This is a genomic window from Buttiauxella cochleicola, from assembly GCF_021282405.1.
Classification (GTDB): domain Bacteria; phylum Pseudomonadota; class Gammaproteobacteria; order Enterobacterales; family Enterobacteriaceae; genus Buttiauxella; species Buttiauxella massiliensis.
The window spans coordinates 104,921-122,114 of record NZ_JAJSOU010000010.1; the positions used below are offsets into that span (position 1 = coordinate 104,921).

The window sequence follows — 17,194 nt, forward strand, 5'->3', positions numbered from 1 at the left end:
TGGTAGGATTATCTTATGTTGGCAGGTTTAATCGGTTTAGGTTCAGTCATCGAAACAGCATATCTCCCGGCGCTACGCCGCATCTCTCCCCCCTTGCTCGAATGTTACGGTTATGACGCTGACCCAGCGCGTCAGATTGACGGCATTACCCGTTGTGATTCCCTGGATGCACTTTTAGCAATGCCGCTCGACGTGGTGCTAATCACGACTTCTTCTCTGCATCACCTTCCCGTGCTTGAGCGAGTCTTGCAAAGTGATGTGCCCGCGATTGTGGTAGAAAAACCGGTTGCTGCCACACTGGCACAACTTGAGACACTTAAAAAGCTGCTCGCGAAACCAAAAAATGCCGCGCGTGTTCTGGCTTTGGATCACTGGATGGTTCGTACTCAAGCCTGTAATCACATTCACAGAATCAATGAAATAAAGTGCATCGAAGGTTTTCTACTGGAGCCAAGTGGTTTTAATGCCGCGGGTGAACCTATTGCCCTGAACTTTGCAACGGGTGAAGCGGACACCCGCCAGTTGCGTCATCCTGACGGTGTCATTGTGGATATCGGCACACATACTCTCGCCATGATGCGTGAAACTGTTCATCAGTTAGGTGGCAACGACCAGCTCATGGTGGAGCTCAGTTACGCACGCGACCGCCTGGGGAATGCAATTGCGGCGGGTGACTTCACTACCGCGGAAGGTGAAGCGCTGTTAACCGGAACGATGAGCGGCATTCCCTTTACGCTCCATCTCAATAAATATGCCGGGCCTGCTGGCGGCCAAAAAGGGATGCGAATTCATCTTCATAACGGGCAAATTATCAATATTGATCGTCAAGGTTTGAATGAGGTAGTTGAACGGATTTCTGAACAGGGAACCGAGCGTAACACCCTCGCAGGGCCGCTTTACGACCGTTGTTTGCATGATGTCGTCTTTGGCGAGCAAAGGCTGTTCTTGCGCACGCATGAAGAAATACCAGCCTACACTCAGCGCCGGATAGCAGAAGTTACTGCGTTGCTGGAGTTGCAACAGCAGCTACGCGGCACACATTGATGGGATTTTCAGGGAGCGAAAGAACAACTTTATGGATTGCCAGAGACCGGCCATTTGTTTGTGGAAAATATTTGACTGATCGTTCCATAATCAATACTATGCCGCTTCAACTCATTTCGAGTCACCCTTCCCTATGAGTGTCGAAAAACCAACTTATCCTGGTCGTCCAAGAACGTTCGAAGACAAGGATGTCATTGATGCCGCTGTAGCTGTTTTTAGTACTCATGGTTACGCGGGCACCTCTGCGCAAGATTTATGCAATGGCACCGGATTAGGGCGGGGAAGCTTATATAACGCCTTTGGTAGCAAGCAGGCTCTGTATGAGCAAGCTTTGTTGCGTAGCCATGAGCAAACAATGTCGGCACAGCTAGCAATTCTTACACAATCTGGTCCGGTGAAAGAACGATTACATACCCTTCTGCTCTGGGGTATTACCGAAGATCTCTCGCAGCCAGAACAACATGATGCAATGGTCCTTTTTTCTGCTCTGGAGCAAGGCAGTAAAGACGGAACAGTTGCCAACCTGAACAGGGAATATCGCCAGCGTTTAGAACAAACTTTGGTATTGGTATTTTCCGAGGGTCAACAGAATGGTGAACTAAGCAATAAAGCTTCTGCTATAGAAATGGCCAGAGGTTTTATGGCGGGTTACTATGGTTTACGTGTTCTAAGCAAAAATATTTCAGATAGAAAAACCCTCGAAGATGTCGTCGTTGGCCTGTTAATCAACTTGTAATTTCCATCTAAAACATTCATCTATTTTCACCTTTCATTTTGTAATGATCATTCCAATACATGGAGAAAATTAAAAATTATGCCGTTAGTTGTTTATATTTTAGGATTGGCTATTTTTTCACTTGGCACTGCTGAATTAATGGTAGCGGGTATGATGTCTACCCTATCAGAAGCATTCGATATTACGGTGGGTGAAGTCGGGCATCTCATCTCTTATTATGCTTTTGGCGTGATGCTGGGCGGCCCAATATTAACCTACGTTTTTCTAAAATTTAAAGCTCCCTATAGAACAACATTATTATGGCTATTAGGGCTGTATGTTATCGTTCAAGGATTCAGTGCGTTTGTCACGGATTACAATGTTCTGGTCGTAATACGAATTGTGACAGGTATTTTGTGCGCGGGTTGTTTGAGTCTGTCTTTGGCAACAAGCATGGCACTCGTGCCAGTGGAGAGCCGTCCACGCGCGGCTTCAATCGTCATCGCTGGCTTTATGGTATCTAACGTTTTTGGCGTCCCGCTTGCGACTATCATTGATCAGCAATGGGGCTGGCGAATGAGCTTTGGATTAGTCGCCATTCTTGTCTTCATATGCCTGTGCGCATTAGTGCGTTTACTACCGCCTATGGCTGGCGGTAGTACCATCAAAATGGCAGAAGAAATCAAAGCCTTTAAAAACAAAGCTTACTGGAAAGCCTGTACCACAAGCTGCTTAATTTTAGGTGCCAGTTTCGCAGCCTTTAGTTATTTCGTACCCGTATTGGTTGATGTGTCTGATTTTAATATGCAGACAGTTCCCTTTATTCTGATGCTCTATGGGCTGGCGAACATTGTGGGTAATATGATAACCGGAAGGCTGGCATATCGTCATAGCTTAGCCATTATGGTTGTCGGGTTAATTGTTTTAAGCATTTCATTATTAGGTATGGCCTTATTTGCACAATATCAATCGATTGCAATTCTGGCAGTCATATTTATCGGTTTATCTGGCGTCCCTATGAATCCGGCTATGATGGCACGTATTGTTAGTGTGGCTCATCCAGGTCCGATGGTAAATGCGGTTCATACTTCGGTAATTAATATTGGTTTGGGTGGCGGTTCTTATTTAGGTGGAATGGCTATTTCATCTGGGTATGGATTACGTTCAGCTTTATGGATTGGTCTGATATTAGCTCTTCTGGCTTTATTGTCTGTTTTACCTTATGCACGCCGTGGAAAACAGGGATGGAATTAATCTACTGAATCGTAACTAAAACGCCCGGTTCATTAATGAACCGGGCGTTTAGCGATCAATTTAAAACAGTTAGATTTTGTTTAAAACTAACTGGCCATTGTCATTGAGCGGAATCTGCGTACCAGGGTCTTTATCCATACGAATTTTGCCCTGCTGATCGCCAATGCGATAAGTTACGTCATAACCGATCATTTTCTCTGATTTGTCATAGACGGTTTTGCATTTCTGCTGGCTAGTTGTGTAGGTGTCGCGGTCTTGCATTGCGCCCTGAACCTGGTTACCCGCGTAACCACCACCTAATGCACCGGCCACCGTTGCAACATCTTTACCACGCCCGCCACCAAACTGATGGCCAATCACGCCGCCAGCAACCGCACCCAACGCGGAACCGAGCAGACGGTTTTCATCCTGAACCGGACGCCGATGAGTGGTGGTAACGTTACGGCATTCCTGGCGTGGCGTTTTTACCGTTTCCTTAATTGGTGTCGCTGACACCACCTGTGCGAACTGAGGGCCACGGTCAAAAACATTCATGCTGGCAACCGCTGCCACACCCAGTGCTGCGGCCACACCGATACCTATACCCGCTAACATTGATTTATTCACAGGACATCCTCCTGATTGTGCAATTGCTTACAATTTTGCAGCCAAAGGAGGCTTTCCACAAATCAGACAACGGATGAAAAATGCGGATTCATAGGCTGAAACTATGTGTTTGAGAGAAATCCTAAGCATGAAATGTTCATTTATGGATTTTTATGCTGCCATGTATAAAAAACCCGGCTCAAGGCCGGGTTTGAATATCAATCTTAATCGCGATTAGTGCAGTTTCAGGCGCGGACGAATCACGCGGTTAATACTACCTACCAGCATCATCAAGCCAGTTTTGAAGTAGCCATGCAGTGCGACCTGATGCATACGGTAAAGCGAGATATAGACGAAACGTGCCATACGCCCTTCTACCATCATCGAGCCTCGCATCAGGTTACCCATCAGGCTGCCAACAGTTGAGAACTTAGACAGCGACACCAGTGAACCGTGATCCTTATAAACATAGGACTTCAGCGGTTTATCTTTCATCTGCGCCAGAATATTGGTCAGAACCAATGAGGCCATCTGGTGGGCCGCTTGTGCACGTGGAGGCACAAAGCCGCCTTCAGGACGTGCGCAGGATGCACAGTCACCAATCGCGAAAATATCAGGGTCGCGGGTGGTTTGCAGCGTAGGCTCAGTCACCAGTTGATTGATACGGTTAGTCTCAAGACCACCGATATCTTTCATAAAGTCTGGTGCTTTGATACCTGCAGCCCAAACCATCAGATCTGCTGCGATATATTCGCCATCTTTGGTATTGAGTCCACCAGCATCCGCAGAAGTCACCATGGTTTGCGTCAGAACACGCACGCCCAGTTTAGTCAACTCGCTGTGAGCCGCTGCTGAAATACGTGGTGGCAGCGCAGGCAGAATACGTTCACCAGCTTCCACCAGCGTTACATTTAGCGCTTCGTTCGTCAGGCCTTTGTAGCCGTAGCTATGCAGCTGTTTCACTGCGTTATGCAGTTCGGCAGACAGCTCAACACCAGTTGCCCCGCCACCCACGATAGCAATATTCACTTTGCCACTGGCACCCAGATTTGCAGAATACTTGAGGAACAAATTCAGCATTTCAGAGTGGAAACGACGCGCCTGATGCGGGTTATCGAGGAAGATACAGTTATCTTTCACGCCCGGCGTGTTGAAGTCGTTGGAAGTACTACCCAGCGCCATCACCAGCGTGTCGTAAGGGATTTTGCGTTCAGGAACCAGCAACTCGCCTTTGTCGTCACGCAGTTCTGACAGCGTCAGCGTTTTGCTTTCACGGTTGATATCAACCACTGAACCAAGCTGGAACTGGAAGTGATGGTTACGGGCATGAGCCAGATAGCTAAGCGCGTCCACACCTTCATCCAGTGAACCAGTTGCCACTTCGTGCAGCAGCGGTTTCCATAAATGGCTGTGGTTACGGTCGATAAGCGTAACCTTCGCTTTCTTTCCACGACCCAGTTTTTTACCTAACTGTGTGGCCAGTTCAAGTCCGCCAGCACCACCACCGACAATGACAATCTTTCTTAATGGCGTAGTCAAAGTGACCCCCTTAAAATATTAACCAATTGTTAATGAAAGGTTATGTAAATAGCATTTAATTAACAACAAGTTACCTAAACAAACTCACTAATGTGACCAAAGAATAACATGGATGGTGTATTGGTCATACCAAAATTGATGTGCATCAAATTTTTATGCCGAAAAGATAAACAAAAAGGGCCAGCACATGGCTGACCCTTTCATTTTCACGCCTTTAAGCCCCGGTTAGCCGAGGGTTTTGAAAGCTTTTATACGTTGCAAATGTGGTGAGATATTTTTGAATTTATGGGTCTGTTCCTGATCCCATACAATTTCATAATAATGATGCAGTAATTCTGCGGCACGGGCATTATCCAGCGCTTCGTCATTACGCGACAAAATCGCCAGGCAACGATCGCGATTTTTCTCGCGGAAGTTTTGCACGCACTTAGTCGAAATGTCGGTGTACTCTTCAGGACGGTCTATTTTCCCTTCCATGTTCTCTTGCGGGAACAAATTCGGGTTAAAGATCACTTGACGAATATCGCACAAGAAACCGATGCGTTCCGCCCAGAAACCGCCAAGCCCTACGCCACAAATCAGTGGGCGCTCATCGGCACTCAGTTGCAGCATCTTGTCGACTTCTTTGAGTAGATGCTGCATGTCGTGTTTCGGATGCCGCGTGCTGTAGCTGATAAGCCGCACGTCCGGGTCGATAAACTGGAGTTGCAAAACCTTTTCATGGTTACCAGGACTGTTAGAGTCGAAACCGTGTAAATAGATAATCATTACATCCATCCTCACCACACGAATTCAGGCCTTCTGGCCTGAGGAGTTAAAGACCCGCCTTGTGGGCTTGCCACTGCTCATGCAGCGCCTCAAGTTGCTGGTTTGCTGCCTTCCAGCGCGCTGATGACATCAGCTCCTGACGGGTAAATGAACCTTTATGATACAAACCTGTAACACGCTCTGCTTTGACCGGAGACAGGTTATCTAACACGCTCACTGCACCATTACGATTATTGCAGACCAGGATCATATCGCAACCTGCATTCAGTGACGCCTGGCCACGTTCCGCATAGCTGCCCATAATCGCCGCCCCTTCCATCGACAAGTCGTCAGAGAAGATAACGCCATTAAAGCCAAGCTCACCACGTAACACGGTTTTCAGCCAGTGTGGGGAACCACTCGCCGGAAGTGGGTCAACGTCAGTGTAGATAACGTGTGCAGGCATAATGGCATCAAGTTTGTTATCGGTGATAAGCGTACGGAAAATCTGCATATCGTGTTCGCGGATAAGCGCTTCATCACGCGGGTCACGCGGCGTTTCTTTATGAGAGTCGGCAGTAACCGCACCATGCCCCGGGAAGTGTTTGCCGGTAGTTTTCATGCCTGCAGCATGCATGCCTTCAATAAAACGTGTCGCCATAGCCAATGCTTTGCGCGGATCTTCATGATACGAACGCTCGCCAATGGCGGCACTGATATGGCCGATATCCAGCACTGGCGCGAAGCTGATGTCGATATCCATAGCGATCATCTCGCTCGCCATCAACCAGCCTGCTTCCTGAGCCAGTTTGCCGCCCTGCTCAAGCCCATGTAACGCAGCAAAAGATTGGGCCGCCGGTAGAAGGGTAAAACCTTCACGAAAACGCTGAACACGACCGCCTTCCTGGTCAACGGCAACCACCAGACGATTGCGGGAAGCCTCGCGAATTTGACGCACCAGTTCACGCAGTTGCTCGGGATCGTGATAGTTGCGGGTAAACAGAATCAGCCCACCGACCAGTGGATGTTTTAGAATTTCACGCTCTTCGGCATCCAGCTCAAAGCCTGCCACATCTAACATTACCGGACCCACATCAACCTCTCTTTATCAATTCTTATCCCGCAGCTGGCTCCAGGCCTCGTCTGCAAGAGTTATAAATGTTCTATCCTGCGTTTGCGACCAACGGCATTCATACCAGGATGCCATCAGCATGATGACCCAAGGTTGCCAACGTGCGACCTGTCGGGCTAACGCCTCTGGCGGAATATGGCTTAACTGCGCGTAAGCATGAAGCAACCGCTCACTATCAACGTTACTAGCCAGCGTGATTGCCGCCAACTCTAGTGCCACATCCCCATCACCGGCATATTCCCAGTCGATAAGCTTGATACCGTCCGGCTGATTTACCAGATTTCCGGCATGCACATCCATATGCAGTGGTGCCAGACGCAGTGGCTTCGGTTCACCCTGCCGCTTCATTTGTTTCAACAACCGCAACCAGAGCAAACTTCTTCGTTCTGATGCGGCATTTTTCCAATAATGCTCAAGCAATGGCAACAGACTGATTCGCCAGCCAAAACAGTGTTGACGATGCAAATCATACAGCAATGAAGTGAGCGCTTGCAGTGAGGGGAGTTCCGATTTCACCTCCCCATTCAGCCATTCAACAATAAGCCAGCCTTCTGCCAGACAAACGGGCTGAGGCCCTATTCCGGTCGGAATACGCCTCAGTGCCCGATATTGCCTGCTGAGAGAAACCCCAGGCATTGGCGCCGCAAGCTGATGCCGGGCAACATACTCTTTCCTACCAAGGGTGAAATGCAGACTGCCGCCGCTTAATCCCTGAAGATGAGAAAAGCAACCGGCGGCCTGAGCCGCCGGAAGGTATTTCTCAATCACACGTTGCAGTGTCGAATTATTGAGTTTGTTGTACAGCACCGCTTCCTGACCAGATAATTTCGCCAGTTTGTACCAACATCAACTGCATTTTCAGCGTCGGGGCGTTCACATTACCGCTGGCGTTGCTGTAGAGCACGTATTGCGCGCCAACATTACGGGCAATGCCAATCGCTTTACTGCGCGATCCAAGGCTGTCTTGCGGTGATAGCCCTAATTGCTGTTTCGCCAGCGAAAGCTGTTGTGCTGAAACAAGGGTAAATTTGGCATTGTTTTCCAGCGCACCACGTAGTGCTTCTGTCGCTTTGCTGGTTTGCAGTGAACCATTAGTGTGGTTATTTACGCTGTCCACCAGTAAGACTCCACCAGCTGTCACACCATCGGCTTGCAGCATTTTTCCAACCATCGGCTGCATGGTGCTGCCCCAATCGTAGCTGCGCACTTTTGGTGTCGCAGGAATGGTTGGCTGTGGTTGTTCAATCGGGCCTGGCTGAGTGGGTACAGTTGGCACTGTTGGAACAGTTGGTTGCGGCTCTACTGGTTGCTGCGGAACAGGTTTTACTTCTTCCACAGGTGCAGGCGCTTCACCACGGTTAATACACCCGGATAAAATCATCGCCGCAGCGAGAATAACCAGATAACGATAGATTCCCTTAATCAAAATTCACCCCTTACAAAGAGAGAGAAAGACGAACTTTATGTGCGTCTGGATAACTGGCTATGGATGACACCGAAACGCTTGATTTCGCTGGTAACGTAATCGTACGCGGCTGCTCGAGAGGATGAATCTCAAGACCCTTTTCGTCATACCAATAGAAACGATAGTTGATGATGACTGGGTTAGACTGTTCATTATATAGCTGGCTGCGAGAAACAGTGGCGCCCTTGTCAGTTGAAATTTCAGGCTTTTCAGCACTGACTCCCGCCGCCAGCACAGATGCCTCCATGACCAGCGTTTGCCCATCGTTGACAGGGATAGCAGGTTTAGAGCTACACCCTGCCATCACAACGACGGCTAATAGCATTAACAGCGGGTTATTTTTCATCAACTTATCCTTTATGCGCCAACATCGGCCCCAACACGCGACCGCCCAGCAGATGCATGTGGATATGATAGACTTCCTGCCCGCCATGACGATTACAGTTCATGATCAGACGATAGCCATCTTCAGCAATCCCTTCTTGCTCAGCAATTTTTGCAGCAACGGTCAACATGCGCCCCAGCGCCAATTCATGCTCGGCAGTGACATCGTTCACTGTTGGGATCAGTATGTTCGGAATAATGAGGATGTGGGTTGGAGCCTGCGGAGATATGTCACGGAATGCAGTAACTAACTCATCTTGATAAACGATATCTGCCGGAATTTCGCGGCGAATAATTTTACTGAAAATAGTTTCTTCGGCCATGACGTTACCTTTATTCATTAATTGCTGGCTATTTGCTCGTTTAAGCCACTGCGCGCACAGGCTTAAAGGCATAACGTAAGAGTATGAGCGAGTTACTCGTGCTCTTTCAACCTTAACCCATTATTTCTTTATCACTCTTTGGGCAACCAGCTTCTCAGATCTTTCGTAAACCCTGCACTTCTCGTGATTAAAACGATATTTCATTTGGGCTGTAACATATGTTTACAGCCTATCAATGAATGAGTATATTTCTCATTTGCATTTTCATTCGTATGACATATGTAAAATCGCAAACAATCAATGTACTCCGTGACCGGACTCCTTTGGCACTGAGACACAACCTCCAACAATTCATAAGGGTTTTAAGATGTCTTTAACCATTTCTACCAGGGATGGGCAGCGCGCACCTGCCAGCGCTATTTCTATGCTGGCATCCTGTATTGCTTTCGCACTCCTTCCTTCTACCGCTTTCTCCGCCACTCAAAATGCAGAAGAAACGCTGGTTGTCGAAAACTCGGTGTCCAATACACCCGATATAGAAGATAAGGATTACAGTGTTAAAACCACCACCAGCGGGACGAAAATGTTGCTGGTACCGCGTGATATTCCGCAGTCCGTTAGCATCATCAGCGAACAGCGCATGCAGGACCAGAATCTGGAGTCACTGGGCGATGTACTGAGAAACACCACGGGTATATCCGAAAGTGTTGCCGACTCCGACCGTAGCAACTTCTACTCGCGCGGATTTTTAATAGACAACTACATGGTCGATGGTATCCCAACGCTGTTTGAATCGCGCTGGAACCTGGGCGACGCCCTGACCGATACCGCGATGTATCAGCAGATTGAAGTTGTCCGTGGTGCTAATGGCCTGATGACCGGTTCCGGTAACCCTTCAGCCGCCGTCAATATGGTACGTAAACATGCCGATAGCCGTGAATTCCAGACCAACGTTTCGGCAGAGTATGGAAGCTGGAATAAACAGCGCTATGTTGCTGATATGTCTACGCCACTGACCGACAACGGTAATGTTCGCGGCCGCATGGTTGCAGGTTACCAGGATAACGACAGTTGGCTTGACCGCTACAATCAGAAGAAAAAATTCTTCTATGGTGTGCTCGATGCGGATTTGACCGAGGCCACCAGTTTCTCAGTCGGTTATGACTATCAGGAAACCAACGTTAACAGCCCGACCTGGGGTGGCATTCCGCGCTGGAACACCGATGGCAGCAAAACTGATCCGGATCGCAGTTACAGCACGGCCCCTGAATGGGCTTACAACGACAAAGAATCGCAGCGCACCTTCGTCACTCTGAAGCAAAAGTTGGGCAATGACTGGCAGCTCACGGTGAACGGTACGCACACGGAAATGGACCTCGAGAGTAAGCAGCTTTACCTGGATGGACTGGTAGATAAGAACAGCGGCATGATGGTTAGCCCATATGGCGCATCCTACCCCTATGTGGGTGGCACGGGTTACAACACAGGTAAACGCAAAGTTGATGCTCTCGATACCTTTGCCAATGGCTCTTATGAGCTCTTTGGCCGCCAGCATGAACTAATGATTGGCACCAGCTATACCAAACAGAACAACACCTATTACAGCTCCTGGGAAAATATCAGCGATACCCAGCTAGGTAATTACAATGACTATGACGGTAACTTCCCGGAAACCAACTGGACGCCGTTGAGTCTCGCTCAGGAAGATACGGTTCGCCAGAAGTCTGCTTATATGGCGACTCGTATTACTCTAGCCGACCCTTTGCACGTGATCCTCGGCGCACGTTATACCAAATACAACCTGCATACCCTGACCCAGGAACTTGAAAAAAATAACACCTCGCCTTACGCCGGTGTGGTGTTTGATATCAATGATGACTGGTCAACTTACGCAAGCTATACCTCAGTCTTTAAGCCGCAAACCGAACGCGATGAGCAAGGCAACTACCTCACCCCCATCACCGGTAATAACTATGAAGCAGGTGTGAAATCAGACTGGATGAATAGCCGCCTGACCACGTCTCTTGCCATCTTCCGTATTGAGCAAGATAACCTCGCGCAATCGACCGGCATGGTAATTCCAGACAGCAACGGTGAGACAGCCTACCGTGAAGCTGATGGTACCGTAAGTAAAGGTGTGGAGTTTGAGATCAACGGCGCGCTGACTGATGACTGGCAGATGACATTTGGTGCAACACGCTATGTTGCAGAAGACAGCGATGGTAAAGCGGTTAACCCTAACCTGCCTCGCACTTCAGTTAAATTGTTCACCAGTTACCGCATCCCGACACTGCGCGAGCTAACAGTGGGTGGTGGTGTTAACTGGCAAGATCATGTGTGGGCGGATGTTCCAGTACCGGGTGGTACTTTCCGTTCGGAACAAGGCAGTTATGCGTTGGTTGATTTGTTTGCCCGTTATCAGGTTACAAAAGCATTCTCCATGCAGGCGAACCTCGATAACCTGTTCGATAAAACTTACGACACCAACATCGACAGCCGTTCCATCGTCTACGGCGCACCACGCAACTTCTCTGTAAGCGCTAATTACGCTTTCTAGTCTTCTCCATGGCGGATGACGCAAGTTATCCGCCCTACAAAGCAAATTAATTTCCACAATATTGCCTAAATAATTCAGATTGCAGGTAGGCGGCAAGAGAACGAATCCCCGGAGCTTACTAAAGTAAGTGACCGGGGTGAGAGAACGCAGCCAACACCCCTGCGACTTGAAATATGACGGCTATGTGATGGCAATAAAAAAGGGAGGCCAATGGCCTCCCTCAGTTCTCCCCAACGACTTCTTAGCTGTTACGGATCCACTCATCCATTTCAGTTTTCAGGTTATCGGATTTAGTACCGAAGATTGCCTGAACACCTGAACCAGCTACAACTACACCTGCTGCACCCAATTTCTTCAGGCCAGCCTGGTCGACTTTAGAAATGTCGGCCACGCTAACACGCAGACGGGTAATACACGCATCCAGGTTAGTGATGTTTTCTTTACCGCCGAAAGCGCTAACCAGAGCTGGTGCCATTTCGCTTGTGGAAGTGGTCGTAGTCTCTGAAGTTGCGTCTTCACGACCTGGAGTTTTCAGGTCCAGCGCTTTAATCAGCACACGGAACACGGTGTAGTACACAGCCGCGTAGCACAAGCCAACGATTGGGAACAGCCACAATTTGCTGCTGTTACCGCTCAGCACGATGAAGTCAATCAGACCGTGTGAGAACGAAGTACCGTCACGCATACCCAGCAGGATACAGATTGGGAACGCCAGGCCTGCCAGCACCGCGTGGATGAGGTACAGGATTGGAGCGACGAACATGAAGGAGAACTCGATTGGCTCGGTAATACCGGTCAGGAACGAGGTCAACGCAGCGGAGATCATGATACCGCCGACTTTTGCACGGTTCTCAGGTTTAGCTGAGTGCCAGATTGCGATAGCCGCAGCAGGCAGACCGTACATTTTAAACAGGAAGCCACCAGACAGTTTGCCCGCAGTTGGGTCACCTGCCATATAACGTGGGATATCGCCGTGGAATACCTGACCTGCAGCGTTGGTGTATTCACCAATTTGCATCTGGAATGGAACGTTCCAGATGTGGTGCAGACCGAATGGTACCAGGCAGCGCTCGATGAAGCCGTAGATACCAAACGCAACAACCGGGTTCTGGTATGCAGCCCACTGAGAGAAGGTCTGGATAGCCGTACCGATTGGAGGCCAGATGAAGGACAGCACAACGCCCATGAAGATCGCAGCCAGACCAGAGATGATCGGCACGAAACGTTTACCGGCGAAGAAGCCCAGATACTCAGGCAGCTTGATACGGTAGAAACGGTTAAACATGTAGGCCGCGATCGCACCCGCGATGATCCCGCCCAGAACACCGGTATCAGCCAGGTGTTTTGCGGTGATCTCTTCTGCAGGAAGATGCAGAACCAACGGTGCAACAACTGCCATGGTTTTAACCATGATGCCGTAAGCGACTACAGCAGCCAGCGCAGAAACGCCATCGTTATTCGTGAAGCCTAACGCCACACCGATAGCAAAGATAAGCGGCATGTTGGCGAATACTGAACCGCCCGCTTCCGCCATAACATGAGAAACCACTGCTGGCAGCCAGCTGAAGTTTGCAGAACCGACGCCCAGCAGGATACCTGCGATAGGCAGTACGGATACTGGCAACATCAGCGATTTACCCACCTTTTGCAGGTTAGCAAATGCATTCTTAAACATAATTGAGAGTGCTCCTGAGTATTTGTGCTTTTTTTTACGCGTTATGCGCATCGGTCTGGGGGGAGATCCAGCCCATTAACAGGCATCTAAGTGCCTTTTGATTTATTACGCAGAGTAAAATAAATCGAAGAAAGTTTGTTTGACGGCTATCACGTTTCTCAAACAGCCCAGTGAAAAACTTTCATAAGTTTACATTATGCGTATCTGAATGTTACAAAAACAGCCTTCACCGCCATTTTTATGGCGGTGAACTTTACTCGCTTAGATAATTAATTACGAGCTTTAAAATAAGTCTGATTTATCATGCGGATTGCAAGCGGGAGTCAGGAATATGGAACAAAGTGGCGAAGTTTTTTGTCGTCGCAACGGCCAACTCCTCAAGTGAAACACCTTTCAGTACCGCCATATATTCCGCTACATCGCGCGTCATTGCCGGTTGGTTTTCCTTGCCGCGGTGCGGTACTGGCGCAAGATAAGGTGAATCAGTCTCCACCAGTATGCGATCCAGTGGCACATAACGCGCCGCATCCCTGAGTTGTTCAGCATTGCGGAAGGTCACAATGCCGGAGAAAGAGATGTAAAAGCCCATGTCGAGCAATTTTCCAGCAGTTTCTCTATCTTCCGTAAAACAGTGTAGTACCCCACCGCAGTCTGTCACTTTCTCTTCGCGCAGAATGGCCAGGGTATCGGCACGAGCATCACGGGTATGAACAATCACTGGTTTGTTAAGCTCGCGGCCAATCTGAATGTGATGGCGGAATGATTCCTGCTGGCGTGGCTTGGTTTCCGGAGTATAGAAATAATCCAACCCGGTCTCCCCCATTGCCACCACACCCGGATCTGCGGCCAGGCGGCGAAGTTCTTCAACATCATATTCTTCGGCCTGGTTTAGCGGGTGTACACCACACGAATAAGCTACGTTCTGGCGCTCGCCCACCAACTGACGCATATCGCGATAACCTTCTAGCGTCGTCGCAACTGCAAGGCAGAACTTCACATCGCGCGCGGCAGCTTTTTCCAGGACATCATCGACGCTTTTGTGTAGGGATTGATAATCGAGGCCATCAAGATGGCAATGTGAGTCAACCAGGAACATACAAATACTCTTTAAAGATGGAAGGTAGGAAGGACAGCACCCGGTTGCATTAAACGCTCCCAGGTGAGCAATTGTTCAGTCAGCATTAATTCTCGGTTCACACCCACAACACTTAACAGTGTTTCACGGCATGAAAACCAACTATGCAGTATAGCTTGTAGCATCGCAGGGGTTGCGCTGGAGGCAAGGTTTGCTACCAATGTGTGTTGGTCATCATTGGTCAACCAAGTTGTAGCCCCTTGCTGCCATTTTAGTGCATCAACCAAAAGAGAGCATAACCAGTGAACACGGACAGCTGCATCATCGCTATTTAACGCGGGCAATAACGCCAGCATGTTTTTAGTGGCACAGGCCTCATTGAGTTTGTCACACAGCAACTGCCGATGTTTCCACTGCTCGGGTTGCAGCAACGCCAAAGCGCCTGCTGGTGCTCCAGAACTTAAACGTAACGCAGCACGCAATTGTGCGTTATCAAGCGTGATTTCCCGTGCCAGCCAGGCAAGGGCAAAATTTTCATCCGGTGGAGTCAAATACCAGTACAGGCAGCGGCTTCTGAGCGTGGCGGGTAAACGAGCCGGTTCGCGGCTACCCAGGAAAAACCAGGTGTTCGCTGGCGGCTCTTCAAGCGTTTTTAACAGCGCATTGGCGGCCGCTTCAGTAAGCAGTCCGGCATCTTCAAGCCAGACGACTTTTGCCCCGCCCTGCTGAGCATGACTGTAGAGCTTCTCAGTAATTTCGCGGATAGCGTCAATGCCAAGGCTTGATTTGCCCTTCTCCGGCGCAACCACATAGCTGTCCGGGTGCGTACCGGCCTGCATCAACTGGCAACTGCGACACTTGCCGCAGCTTTTACTCCCTTGTGGTTTCTGGCACATCAACCAGCGGGTGAGTGCGTAAATTAACGCGTCATCACCCATACCGGACAATGAATGAAGCAGTAATGCATGGTGCCCACGCCCGGCCTGATACTGACTGAGGATTTGCTCAAACGGCGCGCGTAACCATGGATACCATTTCATTACACCAGCCCCTTAGCCCACTCAAGTACGGCGTTACGCACGTCTTGCGACACTTCATCCAGCGATTGTGTTGCATCAATCGTATGAATACGGCTGTCGGCTGCTGCGAGTTCAAGGTAACGCGCACGGGTGCGGTTAAAGAAGTCGACAGACTCCTGTTCGATGCGGTCTAGCTCGCCACGCGCACGCGCACGTGTCAGACCCACTTCTGGCGTGACATCAAGATAAATCGTCAGGTCCGGGTAAAAATCACCAAGCACGGTGTTACGCAGTGCCATCAGTAATTCCTGATCGATGCAACGACCACCGCCCTGATAAGCCTGAGTAGAGAGATCATGGCGATCGCCTATCACCCAGGCACCACGTGACAATGCCGGTTTGATAACCGTTTCCACCAGTTGCACACGTGCCGCGTAGAACATCAGCACTTCGGCTTTATCAGTAACGATTTCATCACCGATACCTTTGTTGTTCAGCGTCAGCTCGCGCAATCTCTCAGCAAGAGGGGTACCGCCGGGCTCACGCGTGAACACCAGATCGGTTACTCCCAGCTCTTTTAAAGTCGCAACTACCACATTGTGCGCGTTAGTTTTCCCTGCTCCTTCGAGCCCTTCAATGACGATAAATTTACTGACCATTCTTATCCTTCAGCGCTTTGATATACACCTGCACAGCCTGGTTATGGCCAGCAAGGTTGGTATTGAATGTGTGGCCGCCCTTTCCATCAGCGACAAAATAGAGATACGGCGTTTTCGCAGGGTGAGCGGCAGCCTGTAGCGATGCATTGCCTGGAATCGCAATTGGCCCAGGCGGCATACCGCTAATCACATAAGTATTATACGGTGTAGGCGTTTCAAGATCTTTACGTGACAGCTTACCGTTGTAGCTTTCACCCATGCCGTAAATTACCGTAGGGTCAGTTTGCAGACGCATGCCAATACGCAGACGGTTGATGAACACCGATGCGACCTGATCGCGCTCTGCTGCAACAGCCGTTTCTTTCTCGATGATCGAGGCCATAGTGACCAAATCATTTTGCGTTTTGTACGGTAGCCCCTCTTTTTTACCATCCCAGGCAACCTGCACCGCTTTGAGCATCCGCTCATGGGCACGCTTTAAGAGGGCAATATCTGTGGTGTTTGCGGTGTACAGCCAGGTGTCAGGGAAAAACCAGCCTTCAACCCATTCCGGGTTTTCGAATTTTAATGCCTCGGCGACGGTCGCATAGCTGTCATCTTTAAGCTTGTGTTGAATGTATGGCGCTTCACGCAATTGTTTAAGCCAGTCACTCAGGCGAGTCCCTTCCACAAAGCGAATAGGGAACTGCGCTTCTTTGCCGCTCGCTAACAGTTTGAGCATCTCACGCACTGTCATTTGCGGCGTAAAGCGGTAAGTACCCGCTTTAAATTTCGCGAGATCGGGTTCAGCTTTAAGCAGCCACTGGAATACACGCGGGCGGTTTAGCAGCTTTTCATCATAAAGCTGTTTACCCAACGCCAGGCGCCCGGTTCCAGGTTTAAGGGTAAAAATGGTTTCTTGCGCAATGGTCAGATGGCTGTTGGCGAGCTGACGGACTTTATATAAGCCAACGCCTGCCGCCACGCCAAATACCACTAACAGCAGCAGAAAGAAACGTAGCATCTTTTTCATCGTTAATCG

General features: G+C 49.4%; 17 protein-coding genes. 4 read left to right on the plus strand and 13 right to left on the minus strand.

Annotated features, from left to right (window positions below):
* The first annotated feature begins 15 nt into the window (after positions 1–15).
* From LVQ79_RS14695 to LVQ79_RS14705, 3 genes are all read left to right on the plus strand, one after another.
* Complete coding sequence (locus tag LVQ79_RS14695) at positions 16–1,044, plus strand: Gfo/Idh/MocA family oxidoreductase (protein WP_232865526.1); 1,029 nt, start codon at positions 16–18, stop codon at positions 1,042–1,044.
* Positions 1,045–1,177: 133 nt separating this feature from the next.
* The gene (locus tag LVQ79_RS14700; RefSeq protein WP_064517944.1) at positions 1,178–1,780 is read left to right on the plus strand and encodes a TetR/AcrR family transcriptional regulator; all 603 of its coding nucleotides are present in this window, start codon (positions 1,178–1,180) and stop codon (positions 1,778–1,780) included.
* A 78-nt stretch (positions 1,781–1,858) separates the two neighbouring features.
* The gene (locus LVQ79_RS14705; RefSeq protein WP_232865527.1) at positions 1,859–3,013 is read left to right on the plus strand and encodes an MFS transporter; all 1,155 of its coding nucleotides are present in this window, start codon (positions 1,859–1,861) and stop codon (positions 3,011–3,013) included.
* Positions 3,014–3,082: 69 nt separating this feature from the next.
* Here the strand turns inward: LVQ79_RS14705 and LVQ79_RS14710 are convergent, their stop codons facing one another.
* The 8 genes from LVQ79_RS14710 to hinT form a co-directional block, all read right to left on the minus strand.
* Entirely contained in the window at positions 3,083–3,619 is a 537-nt protein-coding gene (locus LVQ79_RS14710) for a glycine zipper 2TM domain-containing protein (protein WP_232865528.1), read from the minus strand.
* A gap of 213 nt (positions 3,620–3,832) precedes the next feature.
* Positions 3,833–5,137 (minus strand): NAD(P)/FAD-dependent oxidoreductase, encoded by a 1,305-nt coding sequence (locus LVQ79_RS14715; RefSeq protein WP_034456136.1) that lies wholly within the window; start codon positions 5,135–5,137, stop codon positions 3,833–3,835.
* Positions 5,138–5,362: 225 nt separating this feature from the next.
* Positions 5,363–5,905 carry an alpha/beta hydrolase YcfP gene (gene ycfP, locus LVQ79_RS14720; RefSeq protein ID WP_034494636.1) on the minus strand — a complete coding sequence of 181 codons (543 nt, stop codon included), beginning with the start codon at positions 5,903–5,905 and terminating at the stop codon, positions 5,363–5,365.
* Between the two features lie 46 nt (positions 5,906–5,951).
* Positions 5,952–6,977, minus strand: coding sequence for a beta-N-acetylhexosaminidase (gene nagZ / locus LVQ79_RS14725; RefSeq protein ID WP_232865529.1), 1,026 nt, complete (start codon positions 6,975–6,977; stop codon positions 5,952–5,954).
* Positions 6,978–6,992: 15 nt separating this feature from the next.
* Entirely contained in the window at positions 6,993–7,823 is an 831-nt protein-coding gene (gene thiK / locus LVQ79_RS14730) for a thiamine kinase (RefSeq protein ID WP_232865530.1), read from the minus strand.
* The gene (gene lpoB / locus LVQ79_RS14735; protein ID WP_255668976.1) at positions 7,801–8,397 is read right to left on the minus strand and encodes a penicillin-binding protein activator LpoB; all 597 of its coding nucleotides are present in this window, start codon (positions 8,395–8,397) and stop codon (positions 7,801–7,803) included. Before lpoB ends, thiK begins: the two co-directional genes overlap by 23 nt.
* Before the next feature lie 55 nt (positions 8,398–8,452).
* Positions 8,453–8,827 (minus strand): YcfL family putative periplasmic lipoprotein, encoded by a 375-nt coding sequence (locus LVQ79_RS14740; RefSeq protein WP_151995516.1) that lies wholly within the window; start codon positions 8,825–8,827, stop codon positions 8,453–8,455.
* Positions 8,828–8,831: 4 nt separating this feature from the next.
* Complete coding sequence (gene hinT / locus LVQ79_RS14745) at positions 8,832–9,188, minus strand: purine nucleoside phosphoramidase (protein WP_034494554.1); 357 nt, start codon at positions 9,186–9,188, stop codon at positions 8,832–8,834.
* 367 nt (positions 9,189–9,555) lie between these two features.
* Between hinT and fhuE the strand changes: the two genes are divergently transcribed.
* Positions 9,556–11,745, plus strand: coding sequence for a ferric-rhodotorulic acid/ferric-coprogen receptor FhuE (fhuE, locus tag LVQ79_RS14750; RefSeq protein ID WP_232865531.1), 2,190 nt, complete (start codon positions 9,556–9,558; stop codon positions 11,743–11,745).
* Positions 11,746–11,986: 241 nt separating this feature from the next.
* On the opposite strand, the gene ptsG is transcribed toward fhuE, so the two are convergent.
* From ptsG to yceG, 5 genes are all read right to left on the minus strand, one after another.
* A complete protein-coding gene (gene ptsG, locus LVQ79_RS14755) occupies positions 11,987–13,420 on the minus strand; it encodes a PTS glucose transporter subunit IIBC (protein ID WP_232865532.1) in 1,434 nt (477 codons plus the stop codon).
* Positions 13,421–13,721: 301 nt separating this feature from the next.
* Positions 13,722–14,516: a metal-dependent hydrolase gene (locus LVQ79_RS14760; protein WP_151992586.1), complete on the minus strand. Its 795-nt coding sequence runs from the start codon at positions 14,514–14,516 to the stop codon at positions 13,722–13,724.
* 11 nt (positions 14,517–14,527) lie between these two features.
* Positions 14,528–15,535, minus strand: coding sequence for a DNA polymerase III subunit delta' (holB, locus tag LVQ79_RS14765; protein ID WP_232865533.1), 1,008 nt, complete (start codon positions 15,533–15,535; stop codon positions 14,528–14,530).
* A complete protein-coding gene (tmk, locus tag LVQ79_RS14770) occupies positions 15,535–16,173 on the minus strand; it encodes a dTMP kinase (protein ID WP_151992588.1) in 639 nt (212 codons plus the stop codon). Before tmk ends, holB begins: the two co-directional genes overlap by 1 nt.
* Positions 16,163–17,185 (minus strand): cell division protein YceG, encoded by a 1,023-nt coding sequence (gene yceG / locus LVQ79_RS14775; protein WP_151992589.1) that lies wholly within the window; start codon positions 17,183–17,185, stop codon positions 16,163–16,165. The genes tmk and yceG overlap by 11 nt, the downstream gene beginning before the upstream one ends.
* Positions 17,186–17,194: the final 9 nt, after the last annotated feature.